Below are 20,470 nucleotides of genomic sequence, written 5' to 3'. Positions count from 1 at the left end.
TATGGAATTACGTGAAAAACCGGGCAAAGTGCAAAAGCTTTTGGAACTTTCTCTCCGCTTTCGCCTGATTTTTGTTCTGTTGATGATTGGCTTTTCTGTGGCGTTCCTCGCTACGGGTTGGCAACAGATGGCTTCGCTCCCGTTGGGCGCATCCGAAGCGCTTGGCATGTGGATTGCAAAATTTACGAATGTTATGTCGGCATGGAACTCTTCGCAGTACATTTTTGTGGCCGCACTTTCGATGATTGTGCTGTATTTCGTTTTTGGCGGTGTCCGTGGCGGTTTCGGTGGCTTGCTTGCACTAGCGGCTTTTGTGGGCTCGCTTTTTGCCTTGGGCGGCGATGAAGATATGTTGCTCATGTTCTTTGGCGTGTTTGCTGGCCTTGCACTTTTGCTGGTGCTCTTTGCCAAGTGGAGTGTCGCCTGTGCGCTGTTCCCGTTTGCCCTTTCATGGCTTTTGCTCACGGGATTTGTAAGCTGGTTCCCGTTGATGATTGGCAAGGCCTGGCTCATGTGGGCTGTGCTTAGCGCAATCGCTTTCTCGGGCGTTGTTGCCTTTGCCTTGATTGCCGGCAAGGAACTCGGCGAAGGTGCGCCTCAGGCTGGCGCTCTCGTAAAGGCTGGCAAGAAAATGCTTGCCCCAGTGATTATTGCCTCGCTTTTGGCCCTTTCGGCACTTGTCATTGACATGAGCGTCGTTGTGGACTGGAGAAGAATCGGTATTGCAGCCCTTCTTTGGGTGTCGTTTAACGTGTGGTTCTTCGGTTTTATGTTCGGGACGATGTCTTTTGCCCCGTGGGAACGTATCCGCTCCGGCTCTCGCCGCGTCAAAATGAACGACAAGAAAAAGAAATCTTCAAAGAAAAAATAAAGTTTGTCATGCCCGCCGGAGCCTGTCCTGAGCGTAGCCGAAGGATGCGGGCACCTCCCTCTCGTCACCCATACGCACTCTCGTCACCCTGACGCGCCAGCGGAAGGGGACAGTCAATTCTCGCTATCGCAATACAAGAAATGACTGGATGTTTCAGGGCTTCGCCCCTCAACATGACGAAGACGCAGGTCGCACTCGTCACCCATACGCACGCTTGTCACCCTGAACGAAGTGAAGGGTCCAGTTAAGTCTTGCTTTACGCAAAAGCGTCCCGTGCGATTTGCACGAGACGCTTGTTGTTGGAGTGTGGATGTTTTATTCTTTCTATTTATAAGTTAGATTGTTTTGAAACAAAAAGCCCTACTTTCGTAGGGCTTTTCATGGATAAAAAATCCATGTTGAGAAATGGTGTTGAGAATTATGCCACGTTCATCGATTGTTCTCTAATGCACTCAATCTCGTTCTTGAGCTCGATGGCAAGTGCTGCGATGTCGGCGTTCTGGCACTTGGTGCCAAGCGTATTCGCTTCACGACCCATTTCCTGGAGAATGAATCCGAGGTTCTTGCCCTGGGCGCCACCCTTGGCGAGCGCGTCGAGGAACAGCTTGTTGTGGCTCCTGAATCTCGTGATTTCTTCGTGGATGTCGAGCTTGTCGGCCATGATGCAAGCTTCTTGCAAAAGGCGCACTTCGTCGATTTCGGAATCCTTCATGAGCGTGTTGATGCGTTCGCGGAATTTGACTTTCCACGTTTCAATGCGCTGCGGATCGAGGACTTCGACCTTGTCGATGACTTCGTTCAGGTGGATCACACGGCGGGTGAGGTCTACGGCGAGGTTTGCACCTTCCTTTTCGCGCATGGCGATGACGCCGTCCAAAGCCTTGTCGAGTTCAGCCTTCAGGTGCTTTTCCCAGACTTCGTTGTCGCCGTTGCCGTCGGTGAACTGCAAAACTTCGGGGATGGCAAGCACATGTTCGAGCTTGATGTCGCCTGCAATGCCGTACTTCTTCTGCATTGCCTTCGTGATTTCTACGAACTTTTCCACGGCGGCTTCGTTGTAGCAAACGGGAATGTTCCCGGCATTGCCTGCACCAAGCGTAATCGAAAAGTTCACGGAACCGCGAACAAGCTTGTCCTTAATTTGAGCCTTGAAGTCGTTTTCGAGGTAGGCGAAGTTCTTCGGAATCTTGCTCGAGATTTCGAGGAAACGGCTGTTCACGCTGCGCACTTCGATAACGCATGTGATTCCTTGCAATGTGGATTCGCTCTTGCCGAATCCGGTCATGGAGATAATAGACATTCTAAACCTTTTTCGAAATTGTCGCAATCACATGTTCGGCGCCAAAGTTCGCGAGCCCAATGGCGGTCAGGAACTTGCTTATCTTGTGTTCATTCTGGAAGTGCAAGTTTTCAATCTTGAAACCTTCCTTGTTGCACAACGTATAGAAGTCCTTGAGCGTAAGCACGCGGATGTTTGGCGTGTCGTACCATTCGTAGGGGAGTTCCTTCGAAATCGGCATGCGACCGTGGAGCATGAGGCTTCCGCGGGCCGACCAGTGGCCGAAATTCGGGAACGTCACGATGACTTGCTTTGCCACGCGCAAAAGTTCGTTCAAGAGGGCAACCGGGTCGCGGATTTCCTGAATTGTGCGGTTGATTATCGCGTAGTCGAAACTTCCGTCCTTGATGTCCGTGAGACCGCTTTCATCCAAGTCGCGCTGGATAACTTGTACGTCTTTTTCGAGGCAGTCGAGAATTCCCTTGATGTTCTTTTCGATGCCAAAGCCCGTGACGTTTTTCTTGCGGATAAGGTAATCTAGCAAGTCGCCACTGCCACAACCGAGGTCGAGTACATGGCTACCTTCCTTCACGAGCTTGCTGATGCGCTGGAAGTCGCTCTGGTCGTGGAATACTGGCAATGCTTGCGTTCCGTTCTGCGGGATAATCTTGGAATCGAGGAAACGGCCCACAGCCTTACCGAGTTCGCCAACTTCAATCAAAAATCCGTCATGGCCAAACTGCGTGTCGAGTTCGAGGCTCGTCACGGTCTTGCCGACGTTCAAAAGGGCGCTTGTGATGCGGCGGCTCTCGTGCGGCGGGAAAAGCCAGTCGGTCGAAAGGTTTACGTTCAAAACTTCGGCCTTGATGTCCTTGAAGGCGTTTTCGATGCTGCCGTATTCCGTTTCGAGGTCGAATGCGTCTGTCGCATGGGCGATGTGCAAGTAGCTGTTGGCGTCAAAGCGGTCAACAAACTTTGTTCCCTGATAACGTAAGTAGCTTTCGATCGGCAAGTCCAGGTCGTACGGCGTCGAGTAAGTGACGGCGTGGCTTCTGTTCTCCTGGTCCTGGGCGCGCTTGAACTTTTTCTCCATGCCCACGGCAGAGAGGTAGGTGATGTGCGCAAGCTTGCGGGCGTTTGCAAGGCCAATGTCCGGTCTCGTTTGGCCTTCTTCGTAATAGTCGCCACCGTGGAAGTTCGGGTCCTGCGTGATGACATCGCGGGCCACAACTTCAAAGCCGAGTGCCTGGCTCGAGAATCTGGGCGAGCTTGCAATCACGATGATGCGCTTCACCTGTTCCGGGTAGTAGATGGCCCACTTCATCGCCTGGAATCCACCCATGGATCCGCCGATGACACTGTAGAATTCCTTGATGCCAAGTGCGTTCGCGAGTTCCTTCTGGGCGTGCACCATATCTCCTATCGTAATGGTAGGGAATGTGCTGCCGTAGGGCTTGCCCGTACGCGGATTGATCGTTGCTGGGCCCGTGGAGCCTTTGCATCCACCGAGGATGTTGCTGCAAACCACGAAGAATCTGTCGGTATCAATAGCTTTGCCTGGTCCGATGAGTTCGTCCCACCAGCCGGGTTTCTTGTCATTTTCGGTGTACCAGCCGGCGGCGTGCGCATCGGCGGTTAACGGCGAACAAACCCACACGGCGTTATCGCCGGCGTCGTTCAAAGAGCCGTAGGTCTCGTAACGGATGGTCAGGGCCGGGAGAGTTTTACCATTCTCCAGCAAAAAGCCCTGTTCACCATAATCCTTGTTGAAGTCTTTCGGGACTACGGGACCAAATGATTTATGCAAATATTCACTCATATGCATAAAAAATAGTAAAATGTTTGGTTCTTGGTCGTTAGACTTTAGCCTTTAGTTAAAAGTCTCTCGCAGATTGCTGCTAGGCGATAGGGATTTGTTATCGGAAGGGAGCTGTTTTTTAACCTCATGCATATAAAAATGCGAGAAACACCATTTTATATGCATCATTTTGTGATGAACGTCTAAAAATAAAAGTGTGAATTTATACGAATACATATAAAAAGTGAGAAATGCTGTTTTTATATGCATTTTTATTGTGCTAAAAACTTTAAAGTTGGTTAATTTGTTGAAAACGTGCATATAAATCTTTGTCAATAAGCCTTCTTATATGCATACCCTCTTTTTTACCTCTGCTCATTGCGCATTGACCAATTACTATTGACCACTGACCATTGACCAATGACTATTGGCCAAAGACTGTTTTGTAAATTCTTTTCGTGCGATTTTAGTCACGTTTTTTACCCCTCTCATTTTTGTAACTTATTGAATTGCTTATAGTTACGGATTACGATTTGCGGAAAATGGTCAAAATTTCGGAATTTACAATCGATTTTATTGGATACAGATGAGACGATTGTGTATGCTTTTTTGATGTTTTTCCCAAATCAAAGTAAGTTTTCGTTATTATATTTCTCACACATCGTGGGCTGATTGTGCCCTCAAGTTTTAACTCAAAGGACAAAAATGAAACGTCTCTCTCTCTTTGCTATGGCTCTTGTAGTCTCCGGCCTCGTTGCTTGCAACCAAGCTTCCGCTGGCGGTTCGTTCAACCAGCAGGCTCGCCTCGACTCCCTTGAAAAGGATTTCAAGCAGGTCAAGGAAGAATTCGAAATCTTCAAGTACGCTCTTGAAAAGCGCGGCATCTCGCTTGAACAGGCCCGTGCTGAAATGGAAGCCGACAACAAGGTCTGGGACATCCCTGACGAAGACAGCCCGGTCTTTGGCAACACCAAGAACCCGAAGCTCACGATTGTCGAATTCACCGAATTCCAGTGCCCGTACTGCTCTCGCATTGCTCCGGTGATGCAGGACCTCAACAAGAAGTACCCGGACCAGATCAAGTTCGTCTACAAGCACTTCCCGCTCAGCTTCCACTCCAATGCTAAGGCTGCTGCAGCATCCGCTATTGCAGCTCAGAAGCAGGGCAAGTTCTGGGAATACCGTTATGCTCTCGCACCGCACTCTCGCGAACTCGGCGATTCCATCTACCTCGCTGTTGCTAAGGAAGTTGGCCTCAACGTCGAACAGTTCAAGAAGGACATGGTTCTCGATTCTGCTATGAGCGCACGCATCGACAAGGACTTCCAGTTGGGCGTCAAGGTCGGCGTTCAGGGCACCCCGAACTTCTACATCAACGGCAAGCGTCAGGACCGTTTCAGCCCGGATCTCGTCGAAAAGATGTTGAAGGAAGCCAAGTAATTACGTTTTCAGGCGTGCACGTTAAATCGATTGACGTGTGCGCTTTTTAATTATCAAGTTTGTAATTTAAAATCAAAAACAACAAAAGGATGCACATTATGATTAAGCAATCATTGAAAGTTGCCTCGCTCGCCGTCCTCGGCTTGAGCGTTACAGCTGCAATGGCTCAGCCGAAAAAGCCGCATCTGGCCGTTTACAAGTTCTTCGATGAACAGTATCGTCCGGGTGGATACGACTACTCTTACGGTGGCACGAGCAAGGGCGTTACCATCACCAAGTCTGGTGGTTACAAGTCCAAGGCCGCCCTCAACATCAAGTTGGACCCGAAGGAATACTCCGGTGCTTCCATCTGCCTTTACAACGAATTCTTCGACTTGAACAAGTACATGCTCGACTCCAAGGTCGAATTCATGATCAAGGGCAAGCATGGTGGCGAAGCCGTTAAGGTTGGCCTCCTCGACGAAGAAGTTTCTGATGGCAAGAAGACTCAGGTCGTGCTTCCGATGAACAAGTACATCGAAGGCGGCGCTGTGACGACGGATTGGAAGAAGGTTTCCATTCCTCTCGTGGACTTCCCGGACCGTGGTCTCTACTGGGACAACACCCGCAAGTCCGAATTCCCGTCTCGTATCGACTGGGACAAGATTGCTGAAATCCGTTTCTCCATTGACAAGAGCGCTGCAAGCGAATTCGAAGTCTGGATCGACAACATCGAAATCGTGAAGGGCAACAAGAAGGCTGCTCCGAAGAAGCAGATGGTCTACTGGGACGAAAACAATGATATCATTGACGGCCCAAAGAACCCGGAAAAGCTCGACGGCAAGGCCAAGACTCTCGCTACGTTCTATGACAACCAGGTCAAGGGCTTCTCTTACAGCTACGGTGGTCTCACTGCTCAGCGTGAAGCTCAGTCCAAGACTCCGGGCAACAAGAACGTGCTCGCCATGTACATCGATAACAACGACTGGTCTGGCGTGACCTACTCTCTCGGTGAAGGCAAGTTCATTGACCTCTCCAAGGTTCGCGACAAGGGCGGTCTCTACTTCTGGATCAAGGGTAAGCTCGGCGGCGAAAAGCTCTACGTCGGTATCCTCGACAACCAGGGCAACGACATCAAGAGCCAGACCAAGGTCGGCCTCAACGACTGGATCAAGGTCTCCAAGGATTGGCAGCTCGCCAAGATTCCTCTCAAGCGCTTCACCGACAAGGGTAAGGCTTGGGACGCTAACAAGTCCGCTGAAGTCGCTAAGGACATCAAGTGGGACAAGATTCAGGAAATCCGCTTCTCTGTTGGCAAGGGCGAAAACGCAGGCGAACCGGGCAAGCCGGCTCCTGTGACGGTCTTCGTGGACCAGATCACCTTCACGTCCAACATCGACTGGGTGGACCCGGATCTCAAGTGGGATTCCTTCAAGTCCAACGCTCCGGACTACGTGATTTCCGACTTCGAAGGCAAGTTTGCTAAGGACAAGTGGGAACCGTCCACCGGTCCGAAGTCTCAGCTCAAGTTCAAGGTTGAAAACTGCGCCGAATTCAAGAGCAACTGCTTGAATATCGAACACTACCTCCTTGCTGACTGGGTTGACGTTGTGCTCGACATGCAGAAGTCTGGCCGTCCGGCTGCTGACCGCGACTGGACCAAGCACTGGGGCCTCATGTTCGACGTCTATTCTGAAAAGGCTTGGCAGTCCATCACCGTTCAGGTTCAGGATGCTGGCAACGAAATCTTCGTTTCCAACGTCGGTGCTCCGAAGGGCAAGACCACGATCCTCGTTCCGTTCCGTACGTTCGGCAAGTTCCCGTACTATCAACCGCCTAACGCTGTTGAAAACGGTCTCTTCGACCTCAAGGGTGTAACTGCTCTCGACTTCAAGCCGAGTGGTGAAGGTACTGCCGGTGGCTTCAAGATCGACAACATCCGCCTCACCAACCAGCGCGAAGTCAAGGCTAAGGAACGTCCGGCTGTCATCAAGGTCTTGGTGAAGGGCGAAAAGGATGTCCTCAACCCGGATATCTCTGGTGGCTTGTTCGGTATCAACGCTGCCCTCTGGGACGGCGACATGCTCGACAACAAGAACTTCAAGGTTCAGACTCGCGAATTTGCAAAGCGCATCAACCACGGCATTATCCGTTATCCGGGTGGTCTCCGTGCTGATGACGACCACTGGAAGGAAATCCTCGACAACCACGACTGGATGGTCGACACAGACGAATTCCTCGAATGGTTGAAGAAGACTGGCTCTAACGCTATGTTCACTGTGAACTTCGGTTCCGGCACTGAAAAGGAAGCCGCTGACTGGGTCAAGCACACGAACATCGACAAGAAGGCAGGCATCCTCTACTGGGAAATCGGTAACGAAATCTACGGTAACTGGCATCCGTATTACGAAAAGTATGGTAAGGACGGCGGTACCATCTATGGTAAGCGCGCTCGTAAGTTCATCGAAGCCATGAAGAAAGTTGACCCGACCATCAAGGTGGCTGTGCTCGGCGTTCTCGAAGGCGACTGGAACGAAAAGGTCCTTGCTGAAACGGGTGACATTGCTGACGGTCTTATCGTCCACCACTACCCGCAGCACTTCGGTGAAGAAAACGACTTTGCTATGCTCTCTGCTCCGCAGACACTCACTGCAATCTACGAACGTTTGCACAAGGTCGTGGACAAGTGGACTGCAAAGTTCAACAAGAGCAAGAAGATCGAACTCTGGCTCACCGAATGGAACTCTGTTGACTTCAACCCGGGTCCGCAGACATTGTCTGTCGAAAACGGCTTGTTCGTCGCTGACTACCTCGGTATGCTCGCTACTGAAAACGTCGACAACGCTCAGTACTGGGATATCCACAACGACATCACTCCGGAAGGCGGTGACTACGGTTACTTGACCCGTTCTGGTGAAGAATGCATGAACTGCCCGCGCCCGAGCTACTGGGCATTCCAGATGGCTTCCGACGCTCTCCGTGGCAAGCTCATGAAGACCACCATCAAGGGTGACGAAGACGCTCTCCTCACCGCTTACTACACTGTAAACGGCAACAAGAAGCAGCTCCTCCTCGTGAACAAGAGCCCGTACAGCGAATTCGACATCAAGCTTGACATTCCGGGCTTCAAGGGCAAGGCCAAGGTCCAGACTTTGGACAAGACCTCCGAAAAGCTTAAGGAAGGCTGGGCAAATGACCCGTCCAAGAAGGCTAAGACTGTCGATATCTCTAAGGGTATCAAGGTCGGCAAGCGCACCCTTACCCTCATCACTTTGGAATAAGGTGTTGAGCTAAGGCTCGCAAACTAGATTCTCGAAATCTTGAAAAGGACTCCGTCGGAAACGGCGGGGTTCCTTTTTTTGTGTGTAAATGGCGTGGTTTTCAAAACCACCCTTTGTGTATATTAATCCCAAAAGTCTATTGAATTCGAACTTTCAATAAAACCTTCAATAAAAGGAGAATCGTGAAAATGATAATGCGTAGCCTTGTACTCCTTTTAATTGCTATTTCGGTTTCCTTTGCGGATTGGAACATTGCTGATTGGCGTGTATCGTTTAGTTCTGTTATAGACAAGTTCTCTAAAATGCAAACTGTGGCCGAAAAGCTGGAAACCGCTCCGGTCGCCTATTATGGCAAGCTTATCCAAAGAGAATATCTGCAACGTGAATATTTTGATGTGTACAATCCAGAATTCGAAAAGAACTTTCCGGAAGTGTACCAGTCATTTATGGGATGGTCTGACTACAAGCTGAAACGGCAAAATGACTTGTTGACGCAGGCGCCTGAAAAATTGCAACAGGTATTTGAACAACGTTATTCCGCAATGAATGTGAAGGGGTTCTTCTTGATCCACGATGAAATTCGTGTAGACAAAGTTTATGACAAAGAAACAAAAACGTGGGTGACGCCCAAGCCTGGCGAAGAGAAAAAGGAACTCTTTTCTTTTGCGTATGTGGGGCCGGATATATCGCAGGATACGTCGTGGAAAATTTCTCAGCGGATGATGAGTCATTTGAATGAACCAGAAGAAAAGCTTATGCCAGTCAGGAGAATCTTCTTTATGGATGGTTATTCTGAAGAATGCTATTCTCTAGTCGATACATCTATTTTTGAAAATCTGCAGTACTTTCCACATCGCTTGAAATATGATGTTGATTTGAATGCGGTGTACGCCCAAACATCAACTCTTACAAGTGCTGAAATGTTGAAGAAAAATTCGCAAAAGCTTGTTAAAGATGTTGGACCTATTCGGTTCAACGCGTATGCCGATTTTGGGCGGCCGTTCTTGGTTGGCGATTTTCCGAACTTTGACCCTGTATTTTATTTGGATTTTGGTTTTAATGTTTACTTGGGTGACTTTTTTGGAGGGCTTGGGGTTAGCATTCGCACACTTGATGCTAAATGCGATTCATGTGGTACGGGCGATTTTGGTGCGCACGTGGAGCTTGGCTTTTTATGGCTGAAAACGGATTATATTGAGAGCGGAGTCTGGGGAAATCTTGGATTCGCGGCAATCGAAATCTCGCCAGAACGGGGAAAAGATGATTCAGAGTACCAGCATGAACGCTACTTCCGCTATGGCTTTGGTGTTCATGTCGAAGCTCTGTTCCCGAAGCTGATCGGGAAGCCTGTCGATAGTTTCTTCGAGCCGGGGATAGGGAACCGATTCGGCGTGCGGCTAAAGCTTGGGATGCAGAATGTCAATGCTCCTGAATTCGGGCTTGCAAAAGGATATTCACCATTCATTTCATTAGGTTTTACTTGGCATGTAATGAGAGTGTGGTATTGAATTTTCTAATTTAGTCACTAGAATTAGATTATGAAACGTATCCTCTCTTTGTTGCTGCTTGTGTCGACCGTCGCTTTTGCTGCGCCGTTTACGCATGACGGTATTTTTGCAAATGCATCTGCTGGAATTGGCTACGCTTCATTTGAAAACGCTGATGGTGAAAAATCTATAATAGCGAATGGTTTTGGCGCAAAGCTCCATGGAAAACTGGGCTATTATGTGATGCAAGACTTGGCGCTGCATGTGAATTTGGGATATGTGATGTATTCCAACTTTCGTGAGGCTTGGTATGGCGTTTCCAGATATACGGACCATGAATTCAATATTCTGAGTTCTGTGTACTTGGGTGGTGGCGCTACATATTATGTGCCTGAATGGAATAACGTCTTTTTCAGTGGCTCGCTTGGCGTGACCGGTTACGATTTGGATTGCCGCAGGTATAATGGCAATACGGGGCTCAAGGCGTTCAGTTTTGACGTCGGAGTGGGCAAGGACTGGTGGGTAAGTGAACACTTTGCCGTGGGCGCATCTGTCGAGTTCAATTCTGCGGAGTATTGGTCCGATGACGATGGCGTGTTCCGCTCGTCTTCCATAATGCTCCTGCTTTCGGTGACGCTCAATTAAAAAATGCCGGCTTTACAGCCGGCGTGTAATCTATCTCTCGAGCTTGAAGTAAACTGCTGCAAGAGGCGGAAGCTTGATGTTCAAGCTGCACTGGCGATTCTGCCACGGAATGTCTTGCGTCCAGACTTCACCGAGATTGCCCACGTTAGAGCCGCCGAACATGGCTGCATCGGTGTTGAAAATTTCTTTCCAAGCACCGCGAGCAGGAGCGCCCAGGCGGTAATCGTTACGGACAACTGGCGTGAAGTTGAACACGCAGAGAATCATGTTGCCGTGGTCATCTTTACGGACAAAGCTTACGATGGAATTGTCGGCATCGTCGCACCAGATCCATTCAAAGCCGGTGTAGTAATGGTCGATTTCCCACAGCGGAGAATTTTCCTTATAGATGTGGTTCAAGACCTTCATCATTTCGAGGAGCTTGCCGTGGCTATCCCAGCTGACCAAGTGCCAGTCGAGTGAACGCTTTTCGTTCCATTCGCGGAACTGACCGAATTCGTTGCCCATGAAGTTGAGCTTTTTGCCCGGGTGTGCGTACTGGAAAGCGTAGGTGAGGCGGAGGTTTGCAAACTTCTGCCAGTTGTCGCCAGGCATCTTGCCGAGCATGGAGCCCTTGCCGTGTACCACTTCGTCATGGCTGAAAACTTGTATGAAGTTTTCAGAATAAGCATAGACCATGCTGAATGTAAGCTGGTTGTGGTGGTACTTGCGGTGGATCGGTTCGTGCTGGATGTAGGAGAGGAAGTCGTTCATCCAGCCCATGTTCCACTTGTAGTGGAAGCCGAGACCGCCCTGCTCTGGCGGGCGAGTGATGCTCGGGAAGCTTGTCGATTCTTCGGCGATGAGGATGGCATGCGGGGTCAGGCGGCCCATGATGCTGTTCAAGTGCTTGAGGAATTCGAGCGTATCGTAGTTGATGTTGCCGCCGTCCTTGTTTGGCACCCATTCGCCCGGACCCTTACCGTAGTCGAGGTAAAGCATGGAGGCTACAGCGTCGACGCGGAGACCGTCGCAGTGGAATTCCTTGAGCCAGTACATCGCGTTTGCAATGAGGAAGTTCTTGACTTCGTTACGGCCAAGGTTAAAGATGTATGTGCCCCAGTGCGGGTGTTCGCCCTGTCGCGGGTCGGCGTGCTCGTAGCAGGCTGTGCCGTCGAAACGTCCGAGTGCGTGTGCATCCTTCGGAAAGTGGGCCGGAACCCAGTCCAAAATCACGCCGATTTCGTTCTGGTGGCAAAGGTCCACAAAGTGGCGGAACTGGTCCGGTGTGCCGTAGCGGCTCGTGGGGGAGTAGTAACCGGTAACCTGGTAGCCCCAGGATTCATCGAGCGGGTGTTCGGCGAGCGGCAAGAATTCCACGTGCGTGTATCCCATTTCCTTGAGGTACGGGATGAGGCGTTCGGAGAGTTCGTCCCAGTTGAGGAAACGGTCCGGATTAGCCGGGTCGCGACGCCAGGAACCGGCGTGGACTTCGTAAATGTTCATCGGAGCGCCAAAGACCTTTGTGGCCCAGTGCGTCTTCATGTAAAGATCGTCGCCCCATTCGTAACCGTCGAGGTGGGTCGTGATGGATGCGGTTGCCGGGCGGACTTCGGCGAGCTTTGCAAGCGGGTCTACCTTCACATGGAGGTTCCCGTCGGCACCGTGAATTTCAAAACGGTAAAGTTCGTTTTCACCAAGATTCGGAATGAAGATTTCCCAAATGCCACTTGCACCGAGCATGCGCATCTGGTGACGGCGACCGTCCCAGCTGTTGAAGTTGCCGACTACAGAAACGGCGTGTGCGTTCGGAGCCCAGACGGCGAAGTGTACGCCTTTGAAACCCTGGTGTTCGATGAGGTTGGCGCCGAGCTTGCGGTAAAGTTCGTAGTGCGTGCCTGTTGCAATCAGGTGGCGGTCAAAGTCGCTGAGGACCGGCAAGAAAGCATACGGATCGACGAGCGTGTATTCGATGCCGTCGCCCTGCTTGATGATGAGCTTGTAGAAGAACGGCTTGTATTCCAAGTCGAGGATGGCTTCGAAAAATCCTGTGTCGCCAAGCTTCACAAAATCAAATTCTTCAGTGCCGTCGCACGATTCACCGCGGACAAAGCTGGCCTGCGGCTGGTAGGTGCGGATGACGGTCTTGATCCCGCGATCGGTTTCGAGCGGGTGGATACCTAAAATTGAAAATGGGTCTTTAGTCTTGAAGTCCCAAATTGCCTGCATGTTTTCTGCGGTCAGGCTCGTGAAATCGTTCCATTCCATAGATTTTCTCACTTAATGTTTTAACGCAAAGAAAAATAACATAAAATGGGAATGTTATGCGAATAATTGCAATAAAAACCGTAATATTTTGATAATTAATTAGACGAGAGACCGCTTTGCTGGTAGACGAGTGACGAGAGAGGCGAATGCAATGGATACGCTTGAGAATGCAACATCTTTCGTCTCTCGTCTGTAGCTTGCTTTGCAAGCGTTCTTTCGTCTTGAATTATTTTGTTACATTTATTTACAATGGAGGCTTATAATGGCTGTAGTGATGGAAGAAAATGCAAATCCGATGAAGTTTGAAAAGCTTTTTAAGGTGACGCCCGAGATGATTGATGAAAACAAGCACATGAACAATGTTTGGGCGGTGCAGTGGGTCCAGGATATTTCGATTGCTCATTCGGATTCCGTTGGTGCGACCGATGTTATGTACCAGTTCGGTTGCGGCTGGATGATCCATACGCAGTTTGTGGAATACAAGAACCAGGCGTTCTTGGGCGATGAAATCCGTGGTACGACTTGGGTCGCTGGCTACAGCAAGGTCGCGAGCGTACGCAAGTGCCGCTTTGAACGCGTTTCCGATGGCAAGGTCGTGTTTGAATCCGAAACGCAGTGGGTTTTGATGGATATGAAAAAGGGAAGGCCGTTTGCCATCCCTCAAGAAATTAAAGACCGCTTTCAAGTAAAGTAAGGAATGTCATGCCTGCCTCTTGGGGCTTGGCTTCCATTTTGTCATGCCGGCCACCGAGCTGGCATCGCCATCTTGGATTACATTTTTGTTCCTTTGACAATCTTATAGAGCGTTTCGAGCTCTTTCGCATTTAATATTTTCGGCACAGGGTAAAGCGGGTTCGCTTCCTTGCTTGCCGACTTCGCGAGTCTTGGAATGTCCTCGGTTTGGATAAATTCCAAGTGCTCAGGAATGTCCATAGAGCGGTTCAGCTCGCGGATTTGCATAATGAAAACCTTGGAAGCTTCATGGTTGTCGAGCTCTGCCGGGACGGCGCCGATGGCTTTTGCAAAGAATCCAAGGCGGGCTTCGCAGGATTCTCCGTAAAATTCCAGAACATGCGGTAGAATTACGGCGTTTGCAAGTCCGTGTGGCGTGTGGTACGTGCCGCCTAAGCTATGGGCAATGGCGTGCACATAACCGACATAGGCGCGCGTAAAGGCAAATCCTGCGAGATATGCTGCTTTTTGCAGGTTTTCTCTTGCTTTGATGTTGTGCCCATCGCGATAAGCGTCTTGAATGTTTTCGATAATCAGTCGACCGGCGAGAATTGCGGCTTCGGCACTGCCATTGAAATTGCTGTAGCCAATGTAAGCTTCAATTGCATGCGTGAGCGCATCCATGCCCGTTGTCGCTGTAAGATTCGGAGGCAAGTCGAGCGTGATGTTGGCATCGAGAATCGCAAGGCTTGGAATCAAGACAAAATCGTTAATCGGATACTTCTCATGTGTCTGCGGATTAGAAATCACGGCGGCCACAGTCGCTTCGCTCCCTGTCCCCGCTGTCGTCGGGATGGCCACGAGATACGGAATCTTGCGAAGAACGCGGAGCGTCCCTCGCATAAAAGTAATTGGCGTCCAGCGCCTTGCTATGCGGATGCCTACGCCTTTTGCACAGTCGATTGCAGAACCTCCACCAAAGGCAACGAGCCCCTTGCATTTGTTCTTGCGATAAATGCGAGCCGCTTCGTTGATGTTGTCTATGGACGGGTTGGGGATGGTCTTGTCGTAAATAGCGTAATGGATTCCTGCTTCATCCAAGTACTTCTTGATGTTTTGGAAATGCTCAGTCTTGGCCAGGAATTCGTCTGTAACGAGCAAAACTTTTTCGATGTCGTTTGCCTTGAGGTGCTTAGGGAGTTCTTTTAAGCTCCCTGCGCCGTGAATGAGCTGCGGCTCGCGCCATGGCATAAAGTGAACGCCGACAAAGAACGCTTTTTGGAAAGCGCGGCAGGCGAATCTGTAAAGGAAAGATGCCATAAGTGACCTCCTACATCGACTTTAAAAAGCGTAATGCTTTTTCTGCAAAGTTTTGAATTTTGGAACGCAAACTGCCCGGAACAATTCCATAAGGCGGGTGGAAAAATGTCACTGCATCGAACCCTTTCTGTTCCATGATATTGCGCTCGTGGCTAAACGTCTTGAATCCGAAAAATCCGTGGTAATTGCCGGTACCGCTCATGCCCACACCGCCAAAGGGAACATCAAGATTCTCGATTTGGATAATGGTGTTGTTCACGCAAGTGGAACCCGATGTGGTATGGCTCAGAACGTAATTGATATCGCGTTTGTTTGTACCGAAAATGTACAGCGCAAGCGGTTTTGGGCGGCTTTGTACAAATGCGATTGCTTCGTCGAGAGTCTTGTAGGCGATAATCGGCATAATCGGTCCGAAAATTTCGGACTTCATGATTTCCATGTCGGGCGTGACGTTGGTAAGCACTGTAACTGGCGTGTAGCAATTTTCGATATCGCTCACTCCGCCGATGACTTGCTTAGCGCCTTTGGCAATTGCATCCTTGATGAGTGCGGCATGGCGCTCTGTGGCGCGTTTGTCGACGATGTGTACAAAGTCTTTGCATTCATGGCGCTTGGCTTCGGTATCGCCGAATCTGCGCTTGATATCTTCGGCAAATGCTGCTGCAAATTCCTGAACTTTGTCTTCAGGGCAAAGGGCGTAATCAGGTGCAATGCAGGTCTGCCCACCATTTAGCGTCTTGCCCCAGGCTATTTGTTTGATATGCTTCTTGACGTTAACGCCGGGGAGTAGAATCGTGGGCGACTTTCCGCCAAGTTCAAGCGTGATGCTCGCGTGGTGCTTGGCTGCCATTTCTGCAATGTGTGCGCCGACCTTCGGACTCCCTGTAAAGAATACATGGTCGAACGTAAGCTCTAGTAACTTGTCTCCAATTTCAGCTCCTTCGCCTTCGATCAGTGCAATTTCATTTTCAGGGAAAAGTCCATTAAACATTTTCACGAGAACTTCGCTTACGTGCGGCGTCTTGTGTGAAGGCTTCGCCATAATCACGTTGCCTGCCGCAATTGCCGAAATAATCGGGTTCACGAGTAGCAAGAACGGATAGTTCCACGGCGAAAAAATAAGCACGCGGCCTTTGGGCTCGTAGTGGAGGCGGCTCTTGGACGTGGGCAAAAAGAACACGCGACTTGCGCTTTTGTCCTTCATCCACTTTTTTAGGTGGCTGATGGTGTGGTCGATTTCTTCGATGGTTGGGAAAATTTCACTGAGCCAAGCTTCGAAACGGGGCTTGTGGAAGTCCTGCCAAACCGCTTCGTAAAACTCTTCTTGGTGCTTCACGACGGCTTCACGAAGCTTTTTCAGCTTCTGGATACGCTCCTTGGCGCTCGTCTGGGCTATTTTCCAGCGATTTTCCCCTTGAGCCTCAAAAATATTTTTGATATCGATCCCATGTATTTCGTTCATACACAATAAGATAGAACAAATTGAGCAAAAACGGCGTTTTTGGTATTGAAAAACAAAGCATTTTTAAAAAATATTCTGTTTCATCTATTCATGTATTTTTGTAAATTGAAACTATGGGTTCCATAATTAAGTATAAAGGCAAAGCCCCGCAGGTGGGGCAGCGCGTATTTATCGCCGAAGGTGCATGCCTTGTGGGCGATGTGAGCATCGGCGATGATTCGTCTGTGTTTTACAATGCCGTGTTGCGTGCCGATTTGGCAGAAATCAAGATTGGCAAGCGTACCAATATCCAGGATAATGTGAGTGTTCATGTTTCGACGGGTGTTGGCGTAAACATTGGAGACGAGGTGACTGTTGGTCACGGTGCTGTGCTTCATGGCTGTACGATTGAAGACAATGTTCTTGTGGGCATGGGTGCAATTATCATGGATGGAGCCCTTATCATGAAAAATTGCATTGTCGGTGCAGGCGCTCTTGTGACGGCTGGAAAAAATTTCCCCGAAAATTCTTTGATCGTGGGATCTCCGGCGCACATCGCTAGAACACTGACTGCAGACGAAATTAAAAACGTAAAGATTGGCGTAGAACACTACTTGGACGCAAAGGATGAACTTCTAAAAGATGTATAAGTTCTTTTTCCTAATAAATCCGGTGAGTGGAGGTGGACAAGGTAAGGTCATCCATAAGTTTCTTCCTGAAATTATGGAGTCGATGGATTTTAAATCAGACGAGTGGAAGTCTGAATTTACGCGCAAGGAAGGAATGGATGAACAAATCCTGACGGCGCTTTCCTCGACAGAAACGCTTGTGGCAGTTGGCGGCGATGGAACGGTATCGTCGGTGCTTTCGATTATGCTTGAGTCCAGGTTTGCGGACAAGGTTCAGATCGGACTTATCCCGCTTGGTACTGGCAACGACCTGGCCCGCGTGCTTGGACTTTACAAGCCGTTTGTGGATAAGGGACTTCTATATCTGGTGCGTAGGCTCCTCATGGCGAAGTCTAGGCCGTTTGATATTTGGACCGTGAACGGCAAGTATGCGCTTGCAAACTATTTCTCGGCAGGTATTGATGCGCGTATTGCGCACGATTTTAACCAGGACCGTGCAACAGGCGTTATTTCTTCGAATTCCGTAGTTGCAAATAAATTGCATTACGTTAAGCGATTCTTTGCCGATAGGGCGTATTACTTGAAGCGTGGTCGGATTTCTATGAAAGTGCAAAATTCAGATCATGAGGAATGTGTTGATTTGACGGGCCACAAGACCGTCATTGTTGGGAATATCCCGAGCTTTGCCAGTGGCGCCAACCCGTTCTTTAAATCCAACATGGCTGATGGCTATTTGGAAGTGGTCTGCGTGCCGAATATGCTGAATTTCTTGCTTGCGATTGCGGTTGGAAACATTCCGGTCGTTGGCTATATCATGAAAAAGTATTTGCTCAAGTCGCATAAGGTGCGTTCTCTGCAACTTGATCTTGCAGATGACGAATACATCCAGCTGGATGGTGAAGACTTGAGTGGTAAAGTGGGCGAACATGTTACCATCGCTTTTGCAAGCCAGGTGCGCATGCTCACGTTAGAGGAATGATGTTTTCGGTTTCTTTATCTGAAATTCTTGAAACAATGAATCTTAAAATGCCTTCGAACGAGGGCGTTTTAAATTTTGAACTGACTGGATTTTCTTCGCTGGATCAGGCGGGAATGCACGATGTCTCGTTCTGGACTGGCGATGCCAAAACAGAAACGGGGCTTGCAGGGAATGCCGGTGGCGTGAGCGCAAGTGCTTTTGCGGGCGTTACGGCGGGGCTCCTCTTTGTACCGAGTTTGTACGAAAAATATTGCGTGGATGGTCATTCGGAACTTTTGCCGAATGTGCATTTTGTATGCCCGGTTGAAAGTCCGTACCATGCGATGGTGGCGTTCATGAAGGAATTTGTGGAACGTCGTGAAGTTTTTGAAGAAACGAAAATAGCAGCATCTGCACAAGTTCATGCTTCGGCGGTTGTCGAGGGCGTGGTGGGCGAGAATGCTGTCATCGGCCCGAATTGCGTAGTGATGAAGGGCGCTACGATTGGCGCAGGCACGATTCTTGAAGCGAATGTAACTGTTTACCCGCGTGTGACGATTGGCGAAGATTGCGTGTTTCAGGCGGGCGTTGTCGTGGGTCCTCGCGGTTTTGGGTTTTACGAGTACGAAGGCAAGCGCCGTATGGTGCCGCATTTGGCGGGTGTCCGTATCGGGAACCGCTGTAGCTTTAGCGCAAATGACGTGGTTGCTGCGGGCTTTGTCTCTCCGACGGTGATTGGCGATGATTGCCATTTCGATACGTTCGTGCAAGTGGCGCATAACTGCCGTCTTGGAAACAACATCATGATGGCGTCGCAGTCTGGCGTGGCGGGCTCCGTGATTATGGAAGATGACGTGGAATTCGCTGGTGGCGTGCAGTCGGCGGGGCATTTGACGATTGGTAAGGGTGTGAAAGTCGCAGCCAAGGCGGGCGTGACCAAGAGCCTCAAGGCGGGCAAGGTTTACGCGGGCTACCCGGCCGAAGAAATTGACGTTTGGCGCCGCTCCGTCGTGAAACTCCGAATGATGGGTAAGAAATAATTTTATAAATTCCCGTTATCTAAATGAAAAAAGATTCTCGTAAAAGCCCGCGTGAGTGGGAATTTAGTTCTGCGTCTTTGTCTTATGGCAAAGCGAACGTAAAAATTGAAGTCCAGGAGTACAATCCGCAACTGGAGCCTCGCGTCGAATGGCGCGTGGGCGGTCGTTCTTTTTACAGTACCGATTGCGCAAAGTGCTTCACGGATTTGAAGTTCAGTGTGGCTCGTACTGCAATTTATGAATCGGGCGAAGGCGCTCATGCATTGACGCTTGCGTCCCCGGAACACCTTGCACCAGTATTCTTGATGTGGCCGTCTCGCCGCTTTGTGGTCGATGTCGCCTGCAACGAAGAAAGTGACAAGGGTTGTGTTGCTGAAGTTCCGCTGATGGACGGCAGTGCGCTTCCGTTCTTTAGCGAATTTCGCAGAAATGTGGGTGCGCCCGAAGAACTCGCTTTTTACGATGTTCCCGTGCATGCTTCGTGGAATTTGTTCCGCACGGATGTCGCTGATGATGCTCAAGCTCAAAAGCCTTACGGTTCCGTGAAAATCACGCCGAGCGAAGCGTTTGAGGTGGAATACATCCTGGAACGAAACGAAAACGGTCGCGTCTTTAAGTCGGCGGCGAATGTTTCTATTTACTCGGCAGAAGACTTGTATAACGTCTTTGCCGCGAGAACTTTCATTTTAAAAAACGAATTTGACGAAGCCCGCAAGGCAGGTTTGCTTGGCGGGGTGGATGAATCCTGTGGGCTCTTGCTTGACAATTCTCCGGAGGATGTAGCCCCCGTGTTTAGAGTTGCCGATGAACCCGCTCGTCATAAAATCCTCGACCTGTTGGGAGACCTTTGTTTTGCAAAGCCTGCACTCCCGAAAGTTCGTCTGGAAATCATCAACGGTGGTCACTTGAGCCACAGAACAATCTTAGAAAAGGTGTTGCCCTATGCTTTACAATGAAGAACAAGTACATGCCCTCCTCCCTCAGAAGGCTCCGTTTGCTTTCGTGGACGAAATTCAGGAAATCACCGAAGGTGACCAGCCGTCTATCGTTGCTGTTTGGCACGTGACGGGCAAGGAAAAGTTCTTTGACGGTCATTTCCCGAACAATCCGGTGCTCCCGGGCGTGATTCAGATCGAATCCATGGCTCAGGCTGCAACGCTCTTGACGATGATTGCCAAGAAGGCCGATGTCGAAGGCAAGCGCCCGGCATTCATGGGTGTCGAAAACTGCCGTTTCCGCGCTCCGGTGATTCCGCCGCAGGACTTGACGCTCAAGGCTACGCTCGTGATGGCTCGCCATGGCATTTACAAGTACACGGGCGAAATCTGGCAGGGCGAAACGCTTATCTGCAACGCCTCCTTTAGCGCTGCAATGGTCTAATTA

The 20,470-nt window shown here is 49.9% G+C and carries 16 protein-coding genes; 11 read left to right on the top strand and 5 right to left on the bottom strand.

Going from position 1 to position 20,470, the window contains the following annotated elements; translation table 11 throughout:
- Position 1 precedes the first annotated feature (1 nt).
- On the top strand, positions 2 to 871 hold the full coding sequence (locus tag B7991_RS00720; RefSeq protein ID WP_088629150.1) for a hypothetical protein: 870 nt from the start codon (positions 2 to 4) through the stop codon (positions 869 to 871).
- Positions 872 to 1,289: 418 nt separating this feature from the next.
- Here the strand turns inward: B7991_RS00720 and B7991_RS00715 are convergent, their stop codons facing one another.
- On the bottom strand, positions 1,290 to 2,171 hold the full coding sequence (locus B7991_RS00715; protein WP_088629149.1) for a YicC/YloC family endoribonuclease: 882 nt from the start codon (positions 2,169 to 2,171) through the stop codon (positions 1,290 to 1,292).
- 1 nt (position 2,172) lies between these two features.
- On the bottom strand, positions 2,173 to 3,957 hold the full coding sequence (locus tag B7991_RS00710) for a homoserine O-acetyltransferase (protein ID WP_254917787.1): 1,785 nt from the start codon (positions 3,955 to 3,957) through the stop codon (positions 2,173 to 2,175).
- 696 nt (positions 3,958 to 4,653) lie between these two features.
- Here B7991_RS00710 and B7991_RS00700 point away from each other — a divergent pair.
- From B7991_RS00700 to B7991_RS00685, 4 genes are all read left to right on the top strand, one after another.
- A complete protein-coding gene (locus B7991_RS00700; RefSeq protein WP_088629147.1) occupies positions 4,654 to 5,388 on the top strand; it encodes a thioredoxin domain-containing protein in 735 nt (244 codons plus the stop codon).
- Positions 5,389 to 5,486: 98 nt separating this feature from the next.
- The gene (locus B7991_RS00695) at positions 5,487 to 8,648 is read left to right on the top strand and encodes a carbohydrate binding domain-containing protein (protein WP_088629446.1); all 3,162 of its coding nucleotides are present in this window, start codon (positions 5,487 to 5,489) and stop codon (positions 8,646 to 8,648) included.
- Positions 8,649 to 8,836: 188 nt separating this feature from the next.
- Complete coding sequence (locus tag B7991_RS00690; RefSeq protein WP_088629146.1) at positions 8,837 to 10,156, top strand: hypothetical protein; 1,320 nt, start codon at positions 8,837 to 8,839, stop codon at positions 10,154 to 10,156.
- A gap of 30 nt (positions 10,157 to 10,186) precedes the next feature.
- On the top strand, positions 10,187 to 10,780 hold the full coding sequence (locus tag B7991_RS00685; protein WP_088629145.1) for an outer membrane beta-barrel protein: 594 nt from the start codon (positions 10,187 to 10,189) through the stop codon (positions 10,778 to 10,780).
- Between the two features lie 30 nt (positions 10,781 to 10,810).
- Here B7991_RS00685 and glgB read toward each other — a convergent pair whose 3' ends face one another.
- The gene (gene glgB, locus B7991_RS00680; RefSeq protein WP_088629144.1) at positions 10,811 to 13,027 is read right to left on the bottom strand and encodes a 1,4-alpha-glucan branching protein GlgB; all 2,217 of its coding nucleotides are present in this window, start codon (positions 13,025 to 13,027) and stop codon (positions 10,811 to 10,813) included.
- A gap of 262 nt (positions 13,028 to 13,289) precedes the next feature.
- Between glgB and B7991_RS00675 the strand changes: the two genes are divergently transcribed.
- Positions 13,290 to 13,721, top strand: coding sequence for a thioesterase family protein (locus tag B7991_RS00675; RefSeq protein WP_015732505.1), 432 nt, complete (start codon positions 13,290 to 13,292; stop codon positions 13,719 to 13,721).
- A 77-nt stretch (positions 13,722 to 13,798) separates the two neighbouring features.
- Here the strand turns inward: B7991_RS00675 and B7991_RS00670 are convergent, their stop codons facing one another.
- Together B7991_RS00670 and B7991_RS00665 are read right to left on the bottom strand one after the other, a co-directional pair.
- On the bottom strand, positions 13,799 to 15,019 hold the full coding sequence (locus B7991_RS00670; protein WP_088629143.1) for an iron-containing alcohol dehydrogenase: 1,221 nt from the start codon (positions 15,017 to 15,019) through the stop codon (positions 13,799 to 13,801).
- Positions 15,020 to 15,029: 10 nt separating this feature from the next.
- Positions 15,030 to 16,481 carry an aldehyde dehydrogenase family protein gene (locus B7991_RS00665; protein WP_088629142.1) on the bottom strand — a complete coding sequence of 484 codons (1,452 nt, stop codon included), beginning with the start codon at positions 16,479 to 16,481 and terminating at the stop codon, positions 15,030 to 15,032.
- A gap of 113 nt (positions 16,482 to 16,594) precedes the next feature.
- On the opposite strand from B7991_RS00665, the gene B7991_RS00660 reads away from it, so the two are divergent.
- From B7991_RS00660 to fabZ, 5 genes are read left to right on the top strand one after another with little or no spacing between them, the layout of a single operon-like run.
- On the top strand, positions 16,595 to 17,110 hold the full coding sequence (locus B7991_RS00660; protein ID WP_088629141.1) for a gamma carbonic anhydrase family protein: 516 nt from the start codon (positions 16,595 to 16,597) through the stop codon (positions 17,108 to 17,110).
- Positions 17,103 to 18,068, top strand: a complete 966-nt coding sequence (locus B7991_RS00655; protein ID WP_088629140.1) for a diacylglycerol kinase family protein — start codon at positions 17,103 to 17,105, stop codon at positions 18,066 to 18,068. Before B7991_RS00660 ends, B7991_RS00655 begins: the two co-directional genes overlap by 8 nt.
- Positions 18,065 to 19,087, top strand: a complete 1,023-nt coding sequence (locus B7991_RS00650) for a UDP-3-O-(3-hydroxymyristoyl)glucosamine N-acyltransferase (protein ID WP_254917786.1) — start codon at positions 18,065 to 18,067, stop codon at positions 19,085 to 19,087. The genes B7991_RS00655 and B7991_RS00650 overlap by 4 nt, the downstream gene beginning before the upstream one ends.
- Before the next feature lie 23 nt (positions 19,088 to 19,110).
- A complete protein-coding gene (locus B7991_RS00645; protein ID WP_088629138.1) occupies positions 19,111 to 20,043 on the top strand; it encodes a UDP-3-O-acyl-N-acetylglucosamine deacetylase in 933 nt (310 codons plus the stop codon).
- Positions 20,030 to 20,467, top strand: a complete 438-nt coding sequence (fabZ, locus tag B7991_RS00640) for a 3-hydroxyacyl-ACP dehydratase FabZ (RefSeq protein ID WP_014545193.1) — start codon at positions 20,030 to 20,032, stop codon at positions 20,465 to 20,467. The genes B7991_RS00645 and fabZ overlap by 14 nt, the downstream gene beginning before the upstream one ends.
- Positions 20,468 to 20,470: the final 3 nt, after the last annotated feature.

This window comes from Fibrobacter sp. UWB3, from assembly GCF_002210405.1.
In the GTDB taxonomy this organism is placed as follows: Bacteria; Fibrobacterota; Fibrobacteria; order Fibrobacterales; family Fibrobacteraceae; genus Fibrobacter.
Note: the sequence above shows the minus strand (reverse complement) of the source record. Positions and strands in the feature narration are given on the sequence as shown.